The organism is Tateyamaria omphalii (genome assembly GCF_001969365.1).
GTDB lineage: Bacteria > Pseudomonadota > Alphaproteobacteria > Rhodobacterales > Rhodobacteraceae > Tateyamaria > Tateyamaria omphalii_A.
This window is the reverse complement of the sequence record NZ_CP019312.1, coordinates 2,252,969-2,267,754: the sequence shown is the minus strand read 5'-3', so window position 1 is coordinate 2,267,754 and position 14,786 is coordinate 2,252,969. Positions and strand designations below refer to the sequence as shown.

Genomic DNA, 14,786 nt, shown 5'->3' with positions numbered 1-14,786 from the left:
TGAGCGCTGGCGCGCACGCGATTCATTTTTGCTGACGAGGGGGCTGTCTGCCCCCTCGAGCTCCCCCGACCGTATTTGTCAAAGAGAAGAAGCAGTCAGGCGTTTTCGAGCCCTTCGGTTGAAAGCCCTTCGAGTTTGGGCATGAGGTTGAGGAGCTCTTTGGTATAGTCGGCTTTGGGGGCTGCGAAGAGCTGTTCGGTGTCAGCCACCTCGACCATCTGGCCCTGGCGCATGACGCCGACGCGGTCGCACATTTGCCGGACGACGGGCAGGTCGTGGCTAATGAACAGCATGGTGAGGCCGAGATGCTCCTGCAGGTCCTTGAGGATGTTCAGCACCTGCGCCTGGATGGAGACGTCGAGGGCGGAGGTGGGTTCATCGCAGATAAGGAAGCGCGGTTGCGTAGCGAGCGCACGGGCGATGGAGATGCGTTGACGCTGGCCGCCCGAGAATTCGTGCGGGTATTTGCGGCCTGCCTCGGACCCGAGGCCCACGCGGTCCAGCAATTCGTCGACGCGGGTCTGGACGGCGCTGCCTGTCAGGAGTTTGTGGTGCAGGACGGGTTCGGCCACGATGGCGTCCACGCGCATGCGGGGGTTGAGGGATGAAAACGGGTCCTGGAAGATCATCTGGATCTGGCGGCGGTAGGCATCGCGTTCCGCGCGTGAGGCGAGTTGCGTGATGTCGGTGTCGTCGAAATAGATGTGCCCGCCATCGGTGTCGTAGAGCGTGGCGATCATGCGGGCGACGGTGGATTTGCCTGATCCGCTCTCGCCCACGAGGCCGAACACCTCGCCCTCGCGGATATCGAAGCTGACCTTGTCCACGGCGGTGAACATCTTGCGCCAGGCGGGGATGATGGAGCCGCGTTGGGTGAATTCCTTGGTGATGCCGTCCACCTGCACCAGCGTGCCCGTCTTGGATTTGGGGGGCGTCGGCCAGTTGCGCGCGAGGTCTTCGATGGCAAACCGTGTGTCGCGCCCACCATAGGAGAGCTGCGGGAAGCGGTGGACCTTGAGCGTGGCGCGGGGGACGGCGGCGATGAGCGATTTGGTGTAGGTGTGTTCGGGGGCGCCCATGACTTGGGCTGTGGTGCCCGTTTCAACAACGGCGCCCTGGTACATGACGGTCACCCGGTCCGTGGTGTCGGCGATCACGCCCATGTCGTGGGTGATGAGGATCACGCCCACTTGCCGTTCTCGGGCCAGTTCCTTGATCAGGTCGAGGATTTGCGCCTGGATCGAGACGTCGAGTGCCGTGGTGGGTTCGTCCGCGATGATGACATCGGGTTCGGAACACAGCGCAAGGGCGATCACCACGCGTTGCCGCATGCCGCCGGAGAACTGGTGGGGGTATTGTTTGACGCGTTCGGCGGGGTCGGGGATGCCGACGCGGTCGAGCAGATCGACGGCGCGTGCTTTGGCGGCTTTGTCGCCGAGCTTGAGGTGCGCCTCGATGGTTTCGACCAGTTGATCCTCGACCGTGAGGAGTGGGTTGAGGGAGGTGAGCGGGTCCTGGAAGATCATCGAGATCTTGGCGCCCCGCAGCGCGCGCATGGCTGAGGCGTCGCGGCCGGAGATGGTGTCCCCCCGGAAGCTGACGGTGCCGTCGGCGATGTGGCCAGGCGGGTCGATGAGGCCCATGACGGCAGCGCCTATGGTGGATTTCCCGGCACCGGATTCGCCCACGAGGCCGTGGATTTCACCGGGGGCCACTGTGAGGTCGGCGCCGTTGACGGCGACGAACGTGCCCTTGCGCGTGGGGTAGTGGACCGAGAGGTCGGAGATGTCGAGGAGGGAGGTGGTCATGGGTGCCTGCTCTCTGTCCCGGCAATTGCACAGGAATTGGGCGTGATTTTGCGCACGCAGCATTTTTGCTGCGCTGCGGCATGAATTGTGTTGGTGGGTCGCTTGGGGCGCGGCATGGTGGAGCCATAGTACGACAGGGAGGGCAACCGCGCAGCGCGAGGAGAACGCCCATGTGCATGACGACTGCGAGCCTGGCCGCCTTTCTGAATATTCTGGGGATGGCGCTGGTCAGTGGCGATGCCCAGACGATTACCGTTCATGCCACGGATGGCGATGTGCATTGGCATTACGTGGTCAACGAGTGGTGCACAGGCGCGCCGCATGAAACGCCCGCGTCCTTCCTTGCGCAGATTGATCCCCAATACGGCCCCGAGACGGGCCGCTAAGACAGGAGTATTTGAGATGTGTTTGACAGCCCAGTCGTTCGGCTTGCTTTTGAGCCTTGTGTCGATGAACAACCTGACCGTGGAAGACGGGCGTGTGGTGGTGCATTTGCCCGATGGCGACGTGCATTGGTTGGCGGTGGGGGCCGAGTGGTGCACGGGGGCGGGGGAGTATGCCTTTAGCGACATAACAGTTGTGCCGCAGCAAATATCGTAAGTCGCCGAGCGCTCGGATGTGTTGACGAGGGAGGTTATCGCAATTCCTCCGTTGCTGCTTGTGCCGAACACTGAGCAAACTCAACGGCTTCTTCGTATTTTGCCGCCGCTTCATTTGCGAAGGCCAAATACTCATCGACGTAGGCGTTCAGTTCGGCCAAATGCCGATCAACATCGCTTAGATAGCTGTCGATTTCCCAGTCATTGCAAGTATGTGTCCCAGAGTACCTGTACCCGGACAAACAGTAAGGCGCTGATGGTTTGCTGACGAAGTAAAAGTCTGGAGGCGATTCATGCATTTTTGGTTCGAAGCAAAAAGCCTGCACCTTCGTTACGCCTGCGGCAGCGATAAGGAATGGGACTAAAGATTTCATCACCGCAACCTCGGGTTCAACGCGTCCCGCAGCCAGTCGCCCAGCAGGTTGACGCTCAGTGCCAGCGCCAGGAGCGTGCAGGCGGGGAAGAAGAGGATCCACCATTCGCCGGAGAAGAGGAAGCCCTGGCCGATGCGGATGAGCGTGCCGAGGGACGGTTGCGTGGGCGGGGCGCCGACGCCTAGGAAGCTGAGCGTGGCTTCGGCGATGATGGCGAGTGCGAGCGAGATTGTGGCGATCACTAGGACGGGCGAGAGGACATTGGGCAGGATGTGTTGCACCATGATCGCGGGCCCCGAGCGCCCGATCAGGCGGGCGGCCTGGACGTATTCCTTGTTCTTTTCCACCAGCGTGGCACCGCGGACGACGCGGGCGAATTGGACCCAGTCGGATAGGCCGATGGCGATGATCAGGACCCAGATCGCCATCTGGTCGCGGTACTCGATGGGGGTGACGCCTTTGGCGATGCCGAAGATCAGCATGGCGACGAGGATGCTGGGAAACGTCAGCTGCACGTCAGCGATGCGCATGATGATGGTCTCGGTCCAGCCACCGACATAGCCTGCGAGCAGTCCCAGTGTGATGCCCAGCACCATGGCAAAGAGCACGGCGGCGACGCCGACAAAGAGCGAGATGCGCATGCCGTAGAGGATGGTCGAGAAGACATCGCGCCCCTGGTCATCGGTGCCCAGCCAGAAGCTGTCGCCGGTGAAGGCGTTGGGCGTCATGGGGCGGGAAAAGCCGTTCATCAGGTTGAGAGAGGCCGGGTCGAACGGGTTGAAGGGGGCGATGAGCGGAGCAAAGATTGCGCTGAGGACCAGCAGGAGCGCCACGGCAAAGCTGACGATGGCCACGGGTGAGCGTTTGAACTGGTAGTAGAAGTCGCTGTCGGCCCAGCGTTGCAGGCGGGTGGGGGCCTTGGCGGGTGTCTGGGTTTGGGCTGTGTCGGTCATCTTAGTGTCCTCCGGCCCGGTCGACGCGCAGGCGCGGGTCGATGGCGAAATAAAGCAGGTCCACAATCAGGTTGATTCCCACGAACATGACCGAGATCAGCATCAGGTAGGCGGCCATGACCGGGATATCGACAAACTGGATGGCGTTGATGAACAGAAGGCCGACGCCCGGCCATTGGAACACCGTTTCGGTGATGATGGCGAAGGCGATGATGCTGCCCAGTTGCAGGCCGGTGACCGTGATCACCGGGACCAGCGTGTTTTTGAGCGCGTGGCGGAAATTGATGGCGCGTTCCTTGAGGCCGCGGGCGCGGGCAAAGCGGATGTAGTCTTGGCGCAGGACTTCCAGCATCTCGGACCGTACCAGCCGCATGATCAGTGTCATCTGGTAGAGGCCGAGGGTGATTGCGGGCAGGATCAGCGCCTGTAACCCGCTTGCGGTCAGGAACCCGGTGGTCCAGTTGCCTATCCTCACGGTCTCGCCCCTGCCGAAACTTGGCAGCCAGCCCAGTTCGACCGAGAACAGGTAGATGAGCAGGATGCCGATCAGGAAGGTGGGCAGGGAGACCCCGATGAGCGAGGCGGACATGATCACGTTGGCCCAGAGCCCGTTTCGTCGGATGGCGGTGAAGACGCCCAGAGCGATGCCAAGAGAGATGGCGAGGACCCCCGAGACCGCTGCCAGTTCCAGCGTGGCAGGTGCGCGTTCCAGCAGAATGTCGGAGACGGGGCGGCCCTGGCGGTAGCTGACGCCGAAATTGCCCTGCACGGCACCTTCGAGAAACCGGTAGTACTGCACGACGAATGGCTGATCGAGGCCAAGCTGCGCGCGCAGCCGTTCGACGTCTTCGATGGTCCGTTCCTGCCCCAGCATGTTGTCGATGGGATCACCGACAAAGCGGAACATGGAGAAGGCGACGAGGCCCACGACCAGAAGGACGAGGAAGGATTGGAGGACGCGCTGGAGGATGAAGGAGAGCAAGTGAATCCGGCTTTCTGTTTGTTGGCCACGCCCCGTTTGGTGCGGGACGCGGCGAGTCTGGTGCCTTAGTTAACCGTGACCCAGCGCAGGATAAAGAAGTTATCGGGCCGTTGAGTCAGGTCGATATTGGCCTTGGCGCCCCAGACCAGCGGTTGGACATACATGGGGACGTAAGCCACTTCGTCCTGAAGGATGCCGGTGACTTCGTCCAGCATGGCCTGACGCTTGGTGTCGTCGATTTCCGACTGGATCATGGGCAGGAGTTCATCCACCCGCGCGTTCGAGAAGCCGCCGAAGTTCCATGAGCCGAGTTTCTTTTCCTCGTTCGGGGTGGCGGCGAGGAAGCGAATGGGGTGCTCGGCGTCGAAGGTGCCGGGCGACCAGCCCAGCAGGTACATGTCGTAATTGTCGGCACGCAGTTCGGGCCAATAGTTCTGCACCGGCATCGCGTCCAGCACGGCGGTGATGCCGACCTGCGCCAACATGCCGGTGATGGCCTGGCAGACGGCCTCGTCGTTCAGGTAGCGGTCATTGGGGCATTTGAGGCCGAAGGAAAAGCCGTTTTCATAGCCTGCCTCGGCCAGCAGCGCGTTGGCCTGATCCGGGTCGTATGCGGGCCGGTCGGCGAGGGAGGCGGAGAAGCCGCGCATGGCGGGGCTGACCAGCTGGCTGGCGGGTTCCGCGTTGCCGCGCATGATCGTTTGCAGGATGGCGGGCACGTTGATGGCGTGGGCCACGGCCTGCCGGACCCTTGGGTCCGCGAACGGGTTGGCGTCGGTTGTTTCGGCGGAGTACTTCAGCGCGTCGGCCTTGTGCGGGAAGCCGAGCATGATGACCCGCGCCTCGATCCCCTGAATCACTTGCACATTGCCTGCCGCGGCAAGGCGCTGGGCGTCCTGGATTGGGACGGGGTTGATCATGTCCACGTCGCCGGACAGCAGCGCCGCCACCGCGGTGGCCGGGTTCTGGATGGGGGTCAGTTCGGCGCGGGTGATGTTGTGTTCCGCCGTGTCCCACCAGTCGGTGTTGGGTTCCAGCACGGTGCGCAGGCCGGGTTCGCGGGCTGTGACCTTGAACGCGCCCGTGCCGTTCGTGTTCAGCGTGGCGTAGTTGCCGCTTTCCTTGTCGGGCAGGGTGGTGTTGTTGGTTTCGGCCCAGCCGCTGTCCATCATCATCCAGTTGGCGATGCTGTCGGGAAAGATCGGGTTGGGGGCGGTGGTCATGATGTCGACGGTGTAGTCATCGACCTTGATGACGTCCGAGACGGGCGCGAACCAGCTGCGCGTATCGGACGCTTCGTCGCTGGCGCGCTGGTAGGAGAAGATCACGTCGTCTGCGTTGAAGTCGGCCCCATCGTGGAAGGTGACATCCTGGCGCAGCGTGAACCGCCAGCCTTCACCCGCGCCGATGGGTTCCCATGCGGTCGCGAGGGCCGGTTCGATACTCATGTCCTTGCCGCGGCGGACGAGCCCCTCGTAGACGTTATTCAGAAAGCCCAGGACGGCGGCCGAGTTCACCGCGTGCGGGTCCATGGTCTGCGGGTCCGTGGTTTCGGCCCAATTGAAGTCTTCGGCAATGGCTGGGGTGGCGAGCAGGGTGCTGGCCATAAGAAGAGCGCGGATCATGTCGGCGTTCCTTGCTGTTATGTCGAATGAACGGATGAAACAGGAAATGCCCCGGCGCGCAAACGGGGAAAGGGGGCCGCGCGTGGCGGCCCCCGATCACAATCAGTTGACGGTGAAGTATTTAACCTTGGGCTGGTCTTCGGGATCAACCTCGATCCCCATGCCGTCGGCCATGCCCCAGTTCAGCACTTGGTGGTGGATGGGGATGTAGAGCGCCTCGTCCTGCACGACGCGCCAGATGTCGGCGATGTCGGCGTTGCGCGCTTCGAGATCGGTGTTGGAGGCCAGCGATTTGATCTTGGCGTCCAGATCGTCGTTGTCAAAGCCGGTGCCGTTCCACGTGCCGATGTCGCTTTCGCGTCCGTGGACGAGGAAGTTGAAGACGTACTCGGAATCGTAGGTCGGCACGCCCCAGCCCAGCATGTAGAAATCGGTCTGCCCGTCGGTGATCAGCGGGAAGTGCTGCGCCTTGGGCTTGGCGTCGAGGTTCACGGTGATGCCGATCTGGCCCAGCATCCCCACGGCGGCCTGGCAGATCGCTTCATCGTTGATGTAGCGGTCGTTCGGGCAGTCGAGGCGGATGGAGAAGCCATCTTCGTACCCTGCTTCCGCCAGCAGTGCCTTGGCCGCGTCCATATCGGTGGAGGATTCGGCGTCCATCTCAGCCGTCCAGCCGTTGACGAAGGGCGGCGCGATCATGCCTGCGGGTTCGGATTGGCCACGCATCACGACCTGTTTGATGGCGTCGCGGTTGATGGCCTTGGACATCGCCTGGCGCACGCGCACGTCGGCCAGCGGGTTGGCGCCGTCGACGTTGTCGGCTTCGATGTCATCGGCGCCCTGGTTCATGCCGAAGAAGATGACGCGGTTCTGAGGCGCTTGCTTGACGGTCAGGCCATCGGCGCCATCAACGCGCTGGAGGTCCTGCACCGGCATGTCCTGGAGGAAGTTCACCTCACCTGACAGAAGCGCTGCGACGCGGGTCGCGGCGTTCTGGATCGGGGTGTAGACAATCTCGGTCACTTCGAGCGGGAACTGGTCGATGCCCCAGTAGCTTTCGTTCTTGGTCATCACCGTTTTGACGTCGGGCTCACGGCTTTGCAGAACGTACGGCCCCGTACCGTTGGCGTTGGTGGTGGCGTATGTGATTTCGCCGCCCTCAAAATCCTGCACGTTGACGGTGTTGTTCGCCTCGGTCCAGTCCTTGTCCATGATGAACAGGTTGGTGAGGTTCGAGGGCAGGATCGGGTTCGGGCCGTCGGTGACCATTTCGATGGTCATGTCGTCCACGGCGCGGACCTCGGTGATCGAACCGATCAGTTCCTTCATGTCTGAATTGGGCTGCTTGGCGCGTTCAAAGCTGAACACCACGTCCTCGGCGGTGAAGGCAGCACCATCGTGGAAGGTGACGCCCTCGCGCAGTTTGAAGACCCAGACATTGGGATCGTCGGTCTTGGGCGCCCATTCGGTGGCCAATGCGGGTTCAAACGCGCCGGTGACGTCGCGGATGATCAGCGGTTCGTACATCTGGTGCCGAATCGTGTGCGAGGGCCCTTCGTTCTGGGAATGCGGATCAAGGGTCAGCGCGTCGCCCGCGCGGGCCCATTTCAGCGTTTCCGCGCTTACCAGTGCTGTCGAGGACAGTAAGAGGGTGGCGGACAGGAATGATGTGAGTTTCATGGAAATCTCCCCGTGTTTGTTTTCTAGTCCTGAGTGTTGGGCACTCGGGCAGAATTGGCAAGCAGGTAGGGGAGGGGACGGCCCTGCCGCAGCGGAACCGTCCGATTTTTTGTGCGGTGCCTACTCTGCTGCCTGGCTGAACGGCGGGTGCAGGACAAAGGGAGTGTCTTTGTCGTTGGCGTCCTGCTCCTTGATCCGGGGTGCCCCGCGTACGCGGTGGATCAGTGCGAACATGGGTGGCGTGAAGTAGAAGCTGACGACAGTGGACAAGAGTACGCCACCTGCGACTGACATCGCGAAGGGGGGCCAGAACCCGCCACCGGCGAGGATGAGTGGGAGGAAGCCGCCAAAGGTCGTGATCGTGGTCGAGACGATGTGGCGGCTAGAGCCCATGACCACATCGACCATCGCGTTTTTGTCGCCGCTGGCGGCCAGATCATCCTCTTGCAGGCCGGTCAGGATGATGATGGCCGCGTTGATCGACACGCCGATGGAGCCGATGACCCCGATGATGGCGTTGATCCCGAACGGGTATTGGAAGATGGCGAGCGCCAGCAGGCTGAGACCGGCAGACAGCCCCGAGACGAAAAGCACCACCGCCGTCAGCCGAAAGCTGTTGAAGGTGAGTGCAATGGCGGCAATGGACAGCGTGACGATCAGGCCGAGTGAAGCGAGCAGGTCGCTGAGCGTATCGGCCCGCGCGTCGCTGTCACCGCCGAGTTCGAGCCGCATGTTCGCGGGAACAGCGAAACCGTTTGCGTCGAGGGCGGCCTGGACATCGACCAGCGCTTCTTCGGGCAGGACGTCGCGCAGAATGAAGGCTTGGACCGTGTTCACCCGTTCGCCGTTGCGGCGGGTGATGCTGCTGGCGGCCGGTTCAAGGTCAATGGTCGAGACGGCCGACAGGGGCAGGGCGGGCCAGCGTCCTTCGGCCGAAAGCCGGGCCGCGTCAGGCCGCAGGATGGGCAGGTCGCGGATGGCTTGCATCGACCCGCGCGTCGCATCACCAAGGCGTACACGAATGGGCAGTTCCTCATCCCCTTCGACCATGGAACCGCCGGTGACGCCTTCGAGCCCGGCCTGCAATTGGCCCGCAATCTGGCCGAGGTCGAGGCCGAGGAGTTGCGCCTGCGCTTCGTTTACCGTCACAACCGCCTTGGGGGCGCCGCCGCCAATGGTGCCACGGGTGACGAGCACGCTGTCCACGCCTGACATGATGCGCCGCACTTCATCCCCGGTGTTGCGCAGGTCGGCGAGGTCGGTGCCGACCAGACGGATTTCGACCGGCGCGTTGACGGGTGGACCCTGGACCAGACCGCGGACGAGGATCGTCGCCTCAGGCGCGGTCAGCGACAGGGTCGCCTGGAGGTCGCGCAGGACGTCTTCGGTCGCTTCCGGCGACTGCGTTGTCAGCAGGGCCTGCGCGTGACCGGGGGCGTTTTCGCGGGCGCCGACGATGTTGTAGTAGAAGGCAGGGGCGGAGCGGCCCACCACCCACATCACCTGTTCGATCCGGTCATCCGCGATCAGCCGGTCGTTAAGGCGGGCCACAACGTCTTGTGTGTCGGCAATCCCAGCGCCGGGGGCGAGGTCCACCTCGATATAGAACTGGTCGCGGTCCACGCCGGGGAAGAATTGTGCCGTGAGTGTTGGCATGGACAGGAAACCGGTGATGGGCAGGACCAGCGCGAGCGCGATGGAGCGGATCGGGTTGTTGACGGACCAGCGCAGCGAGGCGGCGAAGGCGCGGCCCAAGGCGCCGCCCTTGATCCCGCCGCGGGTGCCGTTTGCAGGCAGCAGATGTCCGGCGATGGCAGGCGTCAGGGTGATCGCCACCACGAATGACCAGCCCAACATGATCACGACTGCTATGGCGATGGAGCCGACAAAGTCACCGGCGGGACCGGGCAGCAGGATCAGCGGCGTGAACGACAGCGCCGTTGTGATGGTTGAGGCCAGCAGCGGGGCAAAGAGCCGTTTGACCGACTGGCCCGCCGCCTTGATCCGGCTCATGCCTTTTTCAAGACGTTGTCCGACCTCGTCCGTCATGACGATGCCCGCATCGACCAGTAGGCCAAGGGCCACGATCAGGCCCGTCACGCTCATCTGGTGGATGGCGAGGCCGATGAAGTTCATGGTGAACAGCGTAGCGAGTGTGACCACCGGCAGGATCAGCGCCACGATCATGGCGGACCGCAGGCCAAGGGTGAGCAGGAGGACGCCGACCACCAGACCGACGCCGATGGCCATATTCAGACCGACCTCTTGCAAGCGCTGGGCGGTGTAGCCGGATTGGTCGAAGGTCAGGTCGAGCGAGACGCCGACGGGGATGGTCGCTTGGTAGTCGTCGATTTCCGCGCGTACGAAACCGGCCCATTTGTCCACTTGCAGGCCGCTTTCCAGCTTGGCGCCCAGCAGCACGGCGGGCTTGCCGTTGTAGATCGCGAGTTCCGTTTCGGGCAGGCGCGGGCCGCGGGTGATGTCGGCCACCTGGCTCAGGTACGTGACGGCGCCCGTGTCCGAACGGCGCACGACGATCTCGCCCAGCCGGTCGAGCGCCCGCACCTCGCCCGCGACGGAAATCAGCAGGTCCGACCCCGCCGGGCGCACCCGTCCGGCGGGGCCTTTTGCATCGGCCTGGGCAATGGCTTGGGAGATGTCGCTTGCTGTCAGGCCGAGGGCGGCGGTGGCCACGGGGTCGAGCGTGACCAGCACCTCATCCTCGGGCGCGCCGAACAACTCGACAAGTTCGGTGCCTGGGATGTTGCGCAGGTCCTGGGCCAGGTCGCGCGCGTAGCGGCCCAGGATCGTTGTGGGAACGCCGGGGTCGGCGGAGAGGGCCGCGATGGCGGCAAAGGCGCTGCCGCCTTCGGTGTCGAACTCGGGCTCTTGCGCGTCGGCCGGCAGGGTGGGGGACAGCTCGGCCAGGTCGTCGCGGATTTCGGCCCACACCTCTTCAATGCGGGTGTCGGGGACGGTGACGCCCAATTCGACCGAGACGATGGAGATGCCGGTGGACGACGTGCTTTGGATCACGTCGACTTCGGAGACTTCGCGCAGGATGTCTTCGATCGGTTGGGTGACGAGCGCCTCGACCCGCGCCGGGTCTGCGCCGGGCACGACGGTCGTGACTGTGCCGAACAGGTTGGTGATTGTGGGGTCTTCCTGCCGTCCAATGGCAAGCAGCGACGACAGCCCCGCCGCGATGATGACCAGCAGGGCGAGGGCCACGATGCGGGGCTGGCGGAAGGTGAGGGTTTCCATCACTCCGCTCCGGTCACGAGGACCCGGTCGCCGGGGACAAGGCGGTGGGTGCCGTCAGGCACGATCATCGCGTCGCCTTGCAGGGTGCCACGGACAAAGGCCGTGTCGCCCTCGACCTGCAGCACCTCGACGGCGGCGGCCTGGGCGGTGAAAAGCGCGCCGTCCTCGGGTGTCAGCACCATCACGGTCCAGAGCCCGCGCACCCCGTTCCGGAGGGCGCGCAGGGGCACGGCGTATCCGGTTTGATCCAGCTGCCCTTGCAGCGTCAGAGTGCCGGAGGAGAGGTAGACGGGGTCGCGCGTGTCCACTTCGAACAACGCGGTGCGGGTGCGGGTCTGGGCGTCGAGGTCGGCGCGGAAGCCGACGAAGCGGGCGTCGTAATGGATGCCGTCCAATGTGATTGTGGCGGTTTTCTCGCGCACGGTTGCCGCCAGCTTCGGGTCGATGCCGACGCGGAAGAGGGGTGCGGTGTCTTCGCGGATGTCGAGCACGGGTGCGCCCACGGACAGGATCGCGCCGGGGTCCACGTGCCGCGCGCCGACGACGCCGTCGAAGGGCGCCAGCAGTTCAGTCTGGCTGAGTTGCACTTCGACCTGCGTTATGGCGGCGTCCACCTCGGCCATCTGGGCCTGCAAGGCAGCAAGGTTCAGCGCGGTGTTGTCCACGGCCTGGTCCGAGGCGAAACCGCGGTTGCGCAGTTCTTTCTGCCGGTCGGTGGTGCGGCGCGACAGTTCGGCCTGCGCCTCAAGCGCGTCGCGTGATGCCACCAGCCGCGCCCGCTCGGCCATCAGGATGCGGGTGTCGAGTTGGGCGAGGACTTGCCCCGCCTCGACGCGGTCGCCTTCGTCCACGGTCAGGACGTTGAGGCGACCGCTCTGCTCGAACCCCAGCGAAACGCTCTGCGCGGCCTCGACCTGTCCGTGGAACGCGCGCGTGACTGTCATGGCGTCTGTCGGGCTCACGCGCATCGCGGCCACGGTTGTGATGGGGGCCGGTGGCGGGGCGTCGACAGCGGCGGCGCGCGTGGCCAAGGTGGCGCTGCCGATCCAGACGGCACCGGCAGCGATGGCGATGACCGATGCCGTAGCGGTGAGGGTTGCAACTCTGCGCAAGGCACGCTTCCAAAGGGGCGGCTTTGATATATCCTTGGCGCGGTCGTTTGGCATGGTAACGCTCCTTGACAGGAAGTAAGGGGTGCTTACTTATGTGATGAGACATATGTAATAGCCACTTACTTTGGCAAGGCAATGAGGCAAAAAAAGTTGGAGCAGGCATCGGAAAACGCCCCCCGAACCCAGTATCACCACGGTGATCTGCGCGCGCATCTTGTTGAAACCGTGCGCATTTTGGTCGAGGAGAAAGGCGCCGATGGGTTTTCGATTTCCGAGGCCGCGCGCCGCGCTGGCGTCAGCTCTGCCGCCCCATACAAGCATTTCGGAGATCGGGCCGAGATCGTGCGCGAGGTCGCGATGGCGGGAATCGGTCGTATGCGTGACCAGATGGATGACGCGGCCAAGGATGCATCCGGCGATCCGCTTGCGCCCATCACCGCGCTTGGTCTGTGCTATGTCGATTTCGCACGGACCGAACCGGGCGTGTTTCGGCTGATGTTCGGCTTGACCAAGACCCATAGCGATGATGCCGAGTTGCAGGCCCAAGGCGAGGCCTGTTTCGATATCGTCAAACGCGAGGTTGCTCAGATCATGCCGGACGGGACGCCGCTGGCGGAGATCGACCGGCGCAGCCTGATGCTGCATATGTTCGTACACGGCCATGCGTTTCTGGAAATTGACGGCAAGCATGATGTGGACCTGACCGCAGAGCAGGAGACCATGCTGATGGCCGACATCGCGCGCCGGGTCTTGCGCGACTAGCGGAACAGCCGGGCGAAAAGCGGCGCGCCCAGGATCACTACGAAAATCCGCAACACATGGTGTGCGATGACAAAGGCGACGTCTGCGCCGACAATCAGCGCCAGCACGGTCAGTTCGGCCTGCCCGCCGGGGGCAAAGGCCAAAAGCGCCTCCATCCCCGGGGCAAGACCGGCGGTATAGACACCTTCGACAAAGATGACCGTCAGGATGATCAGGATGACGCAAAACCCAAGCCCGGCGGCAAGGTCGCGCCGGATCTCGGCCATGGTGATGCCGGTGTATTTCACGCCGACCGTCATGCCGATAAAGAACTGCGCGGCCCAGATGGCTTCGGCCGGGGGGCGGTGCTGCAACAGTCCGGCCAGTGCAAGCGCCGCCGCAACGATCAATGGCCCGAGGATCGAGGCGCCGAACATGCCGATGGCCTTGGCTCCTCGCCATCCGACCAGCGCCGCCAGCACCATCAGTGCAAGCTGGTCAATCCCCAGCGAGACGGCCGGCGCACCCGGCGGGTTGCTCAGGTCGGCGTCCCAGACGCTCTGAAGGATGAAGGGCAGGGCGACCACGATCACCATGACCCGCGTTGCGTGGATCAGGGACAGGCTGCGCGGGTTGCCCCCGGCCTCTTCGCCAAAAACCAGCATGTCCTGCAGCCCGCCCGGCATCGCGCTGTAATAACTGGTGGCGAAGTCGAAGCCCCACAACCTGCGGAAATAGGGCACGCCAATGAGGCCGATGACAATGGTCATGATCGGTATGAGCATGAGCGTGGGCCACATGCCCAGCATGGAGGCGAGCAGGACGGGGGTGAACGTCGCCCCGACGGCGACGCCAAGCACCGTGCGCATGCTTTCGTTGATCAACCGGATGCTCTTCATCCGCACGCCCAGCAGCGCGCTGAGCAGGCAGGCAAAGATGGGGCCCAGAAGCCAGGGCAATGGCAGGCCTGTTAGGCGAAACAGTGCGACACCGGTTCCGGCAATCGCGAAGGTCACGGCAATGCGGATCACCGCGCCAGCGCGCGCAGTCTGTAGCGCAGCGAGGTTTGAAGATGCGCCTCTGCCGCTTCTCCGGCGGCTGTGGCGTCGCCCGCGGCGATGGCGGTGAGAATGTCGTCATGCTGGGCTGTGACCACCTTGATCCGCTCTTGGTCGGCGAGTGTGGTCGGCCCCATCAACATCAGCGCGTTGTTCAGCGCGCGGGCGGCGTCCAGCAGAAAGCGGTTGCGTGTGGCGAGGTAGATGCCGCGGTGAAAGTCCTGGTTCAGCGCCGCCGCTTCGGACGGTGCGCTGCTGGCAATTGCGGCATTGAGGTCGCGCAGGGCGTCCACCTCGGCGTCAGCGGCGTGTTTGGCCGCCATCTCGGCAGCGGTCCGTTCCAGCACGATCCGCATTTCGTACAGCTCGACCAGTTCGGCGTGGCTGAGCTGGCGGATGACGGCGCCCAGTCGGGGCCGGTGTTCGACGATGCCGTCCGCTTCGAGCCGCCGGAGTGCCTCGCGCACGGGGGTGCGGGACAGGTTCAGGCGGTCCGCCACATCCGTTTCGCGCAGCCGGTCGCCCGGGGCGAATTCGCCAGCGCGGATGGCCTGCAGAAGCTGGGCATAGGCGGCTTCACCTTGCGACAT

The 14,786-nt window shown here is 63.9% G+C and carries 13 protein-coding genes; 3 read left to right on the top strand and 10 right to left on the bottom strand.

Translation table 11 applies throughout. The annotated features are described in order from the left end of the window. Window positions 1-95 precede the first annotated feature (95 nt). Complete coding sequence (locus BWR18_RS11220) at window positions 96-1,808, bottom strand: ABC transporter ATP-binding protein (RefSeq protein WP_076628285.1); 1,713 nt, start codon at window positions 1,806-1,808, stop codon at window positions 96-98. Window positions 1,809-1,984: 176 nt separating this feature from the next. Here BWR18_RS11220 and BWR18_RS11215 point away from each other — a divergent pair, with 176 nt between their 5' ends. Both BWR18_RS11215 and BWR18_RS11210 read left to right on the top strand, forming a co-directional pair. Further along, window positions 1,985-2,194 (top strand): hypothetical protein, encoded by a 210-nt coding sequence (locus tag BWR18_RS11215; protein WP_076628284.1) that lies wholly within the window; start codon window positions 1,985-1,987, stop codon window positions 2,192-2,194. A gap of 16 nt (window positions 2,195-2,210) precedes the next feature. Beyond that, window positions 2,211-2,408, top strand: a complete 198-nt coding sequence (locus BWR18_RS11210; protein ID WP_076628282.1) for a hypothetical protein — start codon at window positions 2,211-2,213, stop codon at window positions 2,406-2,408. Window positions 2,409-2,442: 34 nt separating this feature from the next. Here BWR18_RS11210 and BWR18_RS11205 read toward each other — a convergent pair whose 3' ends face one another. The 7 genes from BWR18_RS11205 to BWR18_RS11175 form a co-directional block, all read right to left on the bottom strand. Beyond that, window positions 2,443-2,781 carry a hypothetical protein gene (locus BWR18_RS11205; RefSeq protein ID WP_076628280.1) on the bottom strand — a complete coding sequence of 113 codons (339 nt, stop codon included), beginning with the start codon at window positions 2,779-2,781 and terminating at the stop codon, window positions 2,443-2,445. Next, a complete protein-coding gene (locus BWR18_RS11200; protein ID WP_076628279.1) occupies window positions 2,781-3,734 on the bottom strand; it encodes an ABC transporter permease in 954 nt (317 codons plus the stop codon). Before BWR18_RS11200 ends, BWR18_RS11205 begins: the two co-directional genes overlap by 1 nt. A gap of 1 nt (window position 3,735) precedes the next feature. Then, window positions 3,736-4,716, bottom strand: coding sequence for an ABC transporter permease (locus BWR18_RS11195; RefSeq protein ID WP_076628277.1), 981 nt, complete (start codon window positions 4,714-4,716; stop codon window positions 3,736-3,738). A gap of 65 nt (window positions 4,717-4,781) precedes the next feature. Further along, the gene (locus tag BWR18_RS11190; RefSeq protein ID WP_076628275.1) at window positions 4,782-6,341 is read right to left on the bottom strand and encodes an ABC transporter substrate-binding protein; all 1,560 of its coding nucleotides are present in this window, start codon (window positions 6,339-6,341) and stop codon (window positions 4,782-4,784) included. A gap of 102 nt (window positions 6,342-6,443) precedes the next feature. Beyond that, window positions 6,444-8,021, bottom strand: a complete 1,578-nt coding sequence (locus BWR18_RS11185) for an ABC transporter substrate-binding protein (protein ID WP_076628274.1) — start codon at window positions 8,019-8,021, stop codon at window positions 6,444-6,446. A gap of 120 nt (window positions 8,022-8,141) precedes the next feature. Further along, window positions 8,142-11,285, bottom strand: a complete 3,144-nt coding sequence (locus BWR18_RS11180; protein ID WP_076630264.1) for an efflux RND transporter permease subunit — start codon at window positions 11,283-11,285, stop codon at window positions 8,142-8,144. Next, a complete protein-coding gene (locus tag BWR18_RS11175; RefSeq protein ID WP_076628272.1) occupies window positions 11,285-12,451 on the bottom strand; it encodes an efflux RND transporter periplasmic adaptor subunit in 1,167 nt (388 codons plus the stop codon). Before BWR18_RS11175 ends, BWR18_RS11180 begins: the two co-directional genes overlap by 1 nt. Window positions 12,452-12,532: 81 nt before the next feature. On the opposite strand from BWR18_RS11175, the gene BWR18_RS11170 reads away from it, so the two are divergent. After that, on the top strand, window positions 12,533-13,159 hold the full coding sequence (locus BWR18_RS11170; protein WP_076628271.1) for a TetR/AcrR family transcriptional regulator: 627 nt from the start codon (window positions 12,533-12,535) through the stop codon (window positions 13,157-13,159). On the opposite strand, the gene BWR18_RS11165 is transcribed toward BWR18_RS11170, so the two are convergent. Together BWR18_RS11165 and BWR18_RS11160 are read right to left on the bottom strand one after the other, a co-directional pair. Further along, window positions 13,156-14,169 (bottom strand): AbrB family transcriptional regulator, encoded by a 1,014-nt coding sequence (locus BWR18_RS11165; protein WP_076628269.1) that lies wholly within the window; start codon window positions 14,167-14,169, stop codon window positions 13,156-13,158. The genes BWR18_RS11170 and BWR18_RS11165 overlap by 4 nt on opposite strands. Further along, a complete protein-coding gene (locus tag BWR18_RS11160) occupies window positions 14,166-14,786 on the bottom strand; it encodes a GntR family transcriptional regulator (protein ID WP_254684845.1) in 621 nt (206 codons plus the stop codon). Before BWR18_RS11160 ends, BWR18_RS11165 begins: the two co-directional genes overlap by 4 nt.

Coding starts and splice junctions, on each gene's coding strand:
- BWR18_RS11220 (WP_076628285.1), bottom strand. CDS start 1,808: ATGACCACCTCCCTCCTCGACATCTCCGACCTCTCGGTCCACTACCCC.
- BWR18_RS11175 (WP_076628272.1), bottom strand. CDS start 12,451: ATGCCAAACGACCGCGCCAAGGATATATCAAAGCCGCCCCTTTGGAAG.
- BWR18_RS11200 (WP_076628279.1), bottom strand. CDS start 3,734: ATGACCGACACAGCCCAAACCCAGACACCCGCCAAGGCCCCCACCCGC.
- BWR18_RS11190 (WP_076628275.1), bottom strand. CDS start 6,341: ATGATCCGCGCTCTTCTTATGGCCAGCACCCTGCTCGCCACCCCAGCC.
- BWR18_RS11185 (WP_076628274.1), bottom strand. CDS start 8,021: ATGAAACTCACATCATTCCTGTCCGCCACCCTCTTACTGTCCTCGACA.
- BWR18_RS11160 (WP_254684845.1), bottom strand. CDS start 14,786: ATGTCGCAAGGTGAAGCCGCCTATGCCCAGCTTCTGCAGGCCATCCGC.
- BWR18_RS11180 (WP_076630264.1), bottom strand. CDS start 11,285: ATGGAAACCCTCACCTTCCGCCAGCCCCGCATCGTGGCCCTCGCCCTG.
- BWR18_RS11205 (WP_076628280.1), bottom strand. CDS start 2,781: ATGAAATCTTTAGTCCCATTCCTTATCGCTGCCGCAGGCGTAACGAAG.
- BWR18_RS11215 (WP_076628284.1), top strand. CDS start 1,985: ATGACGACTGCGAGCCTGGCCGCCTTTCTGAATATTCTGGGGATGGCG.
- BWR18_RS11210 (WP_076628282.1), top strand. CDS start 2,211: ATGTGTTTGACAGCCCAGTCGTTCGGCTTGCTTTTGAGCCTTGTGTCG.
- BWR18_RS11170 (WP_076628271.1), top strand. CDS start 12,533: ATGAGGCAAAAAAAGTTGGAGCAGGCATCGGAAAACGCCCCCCGAACC.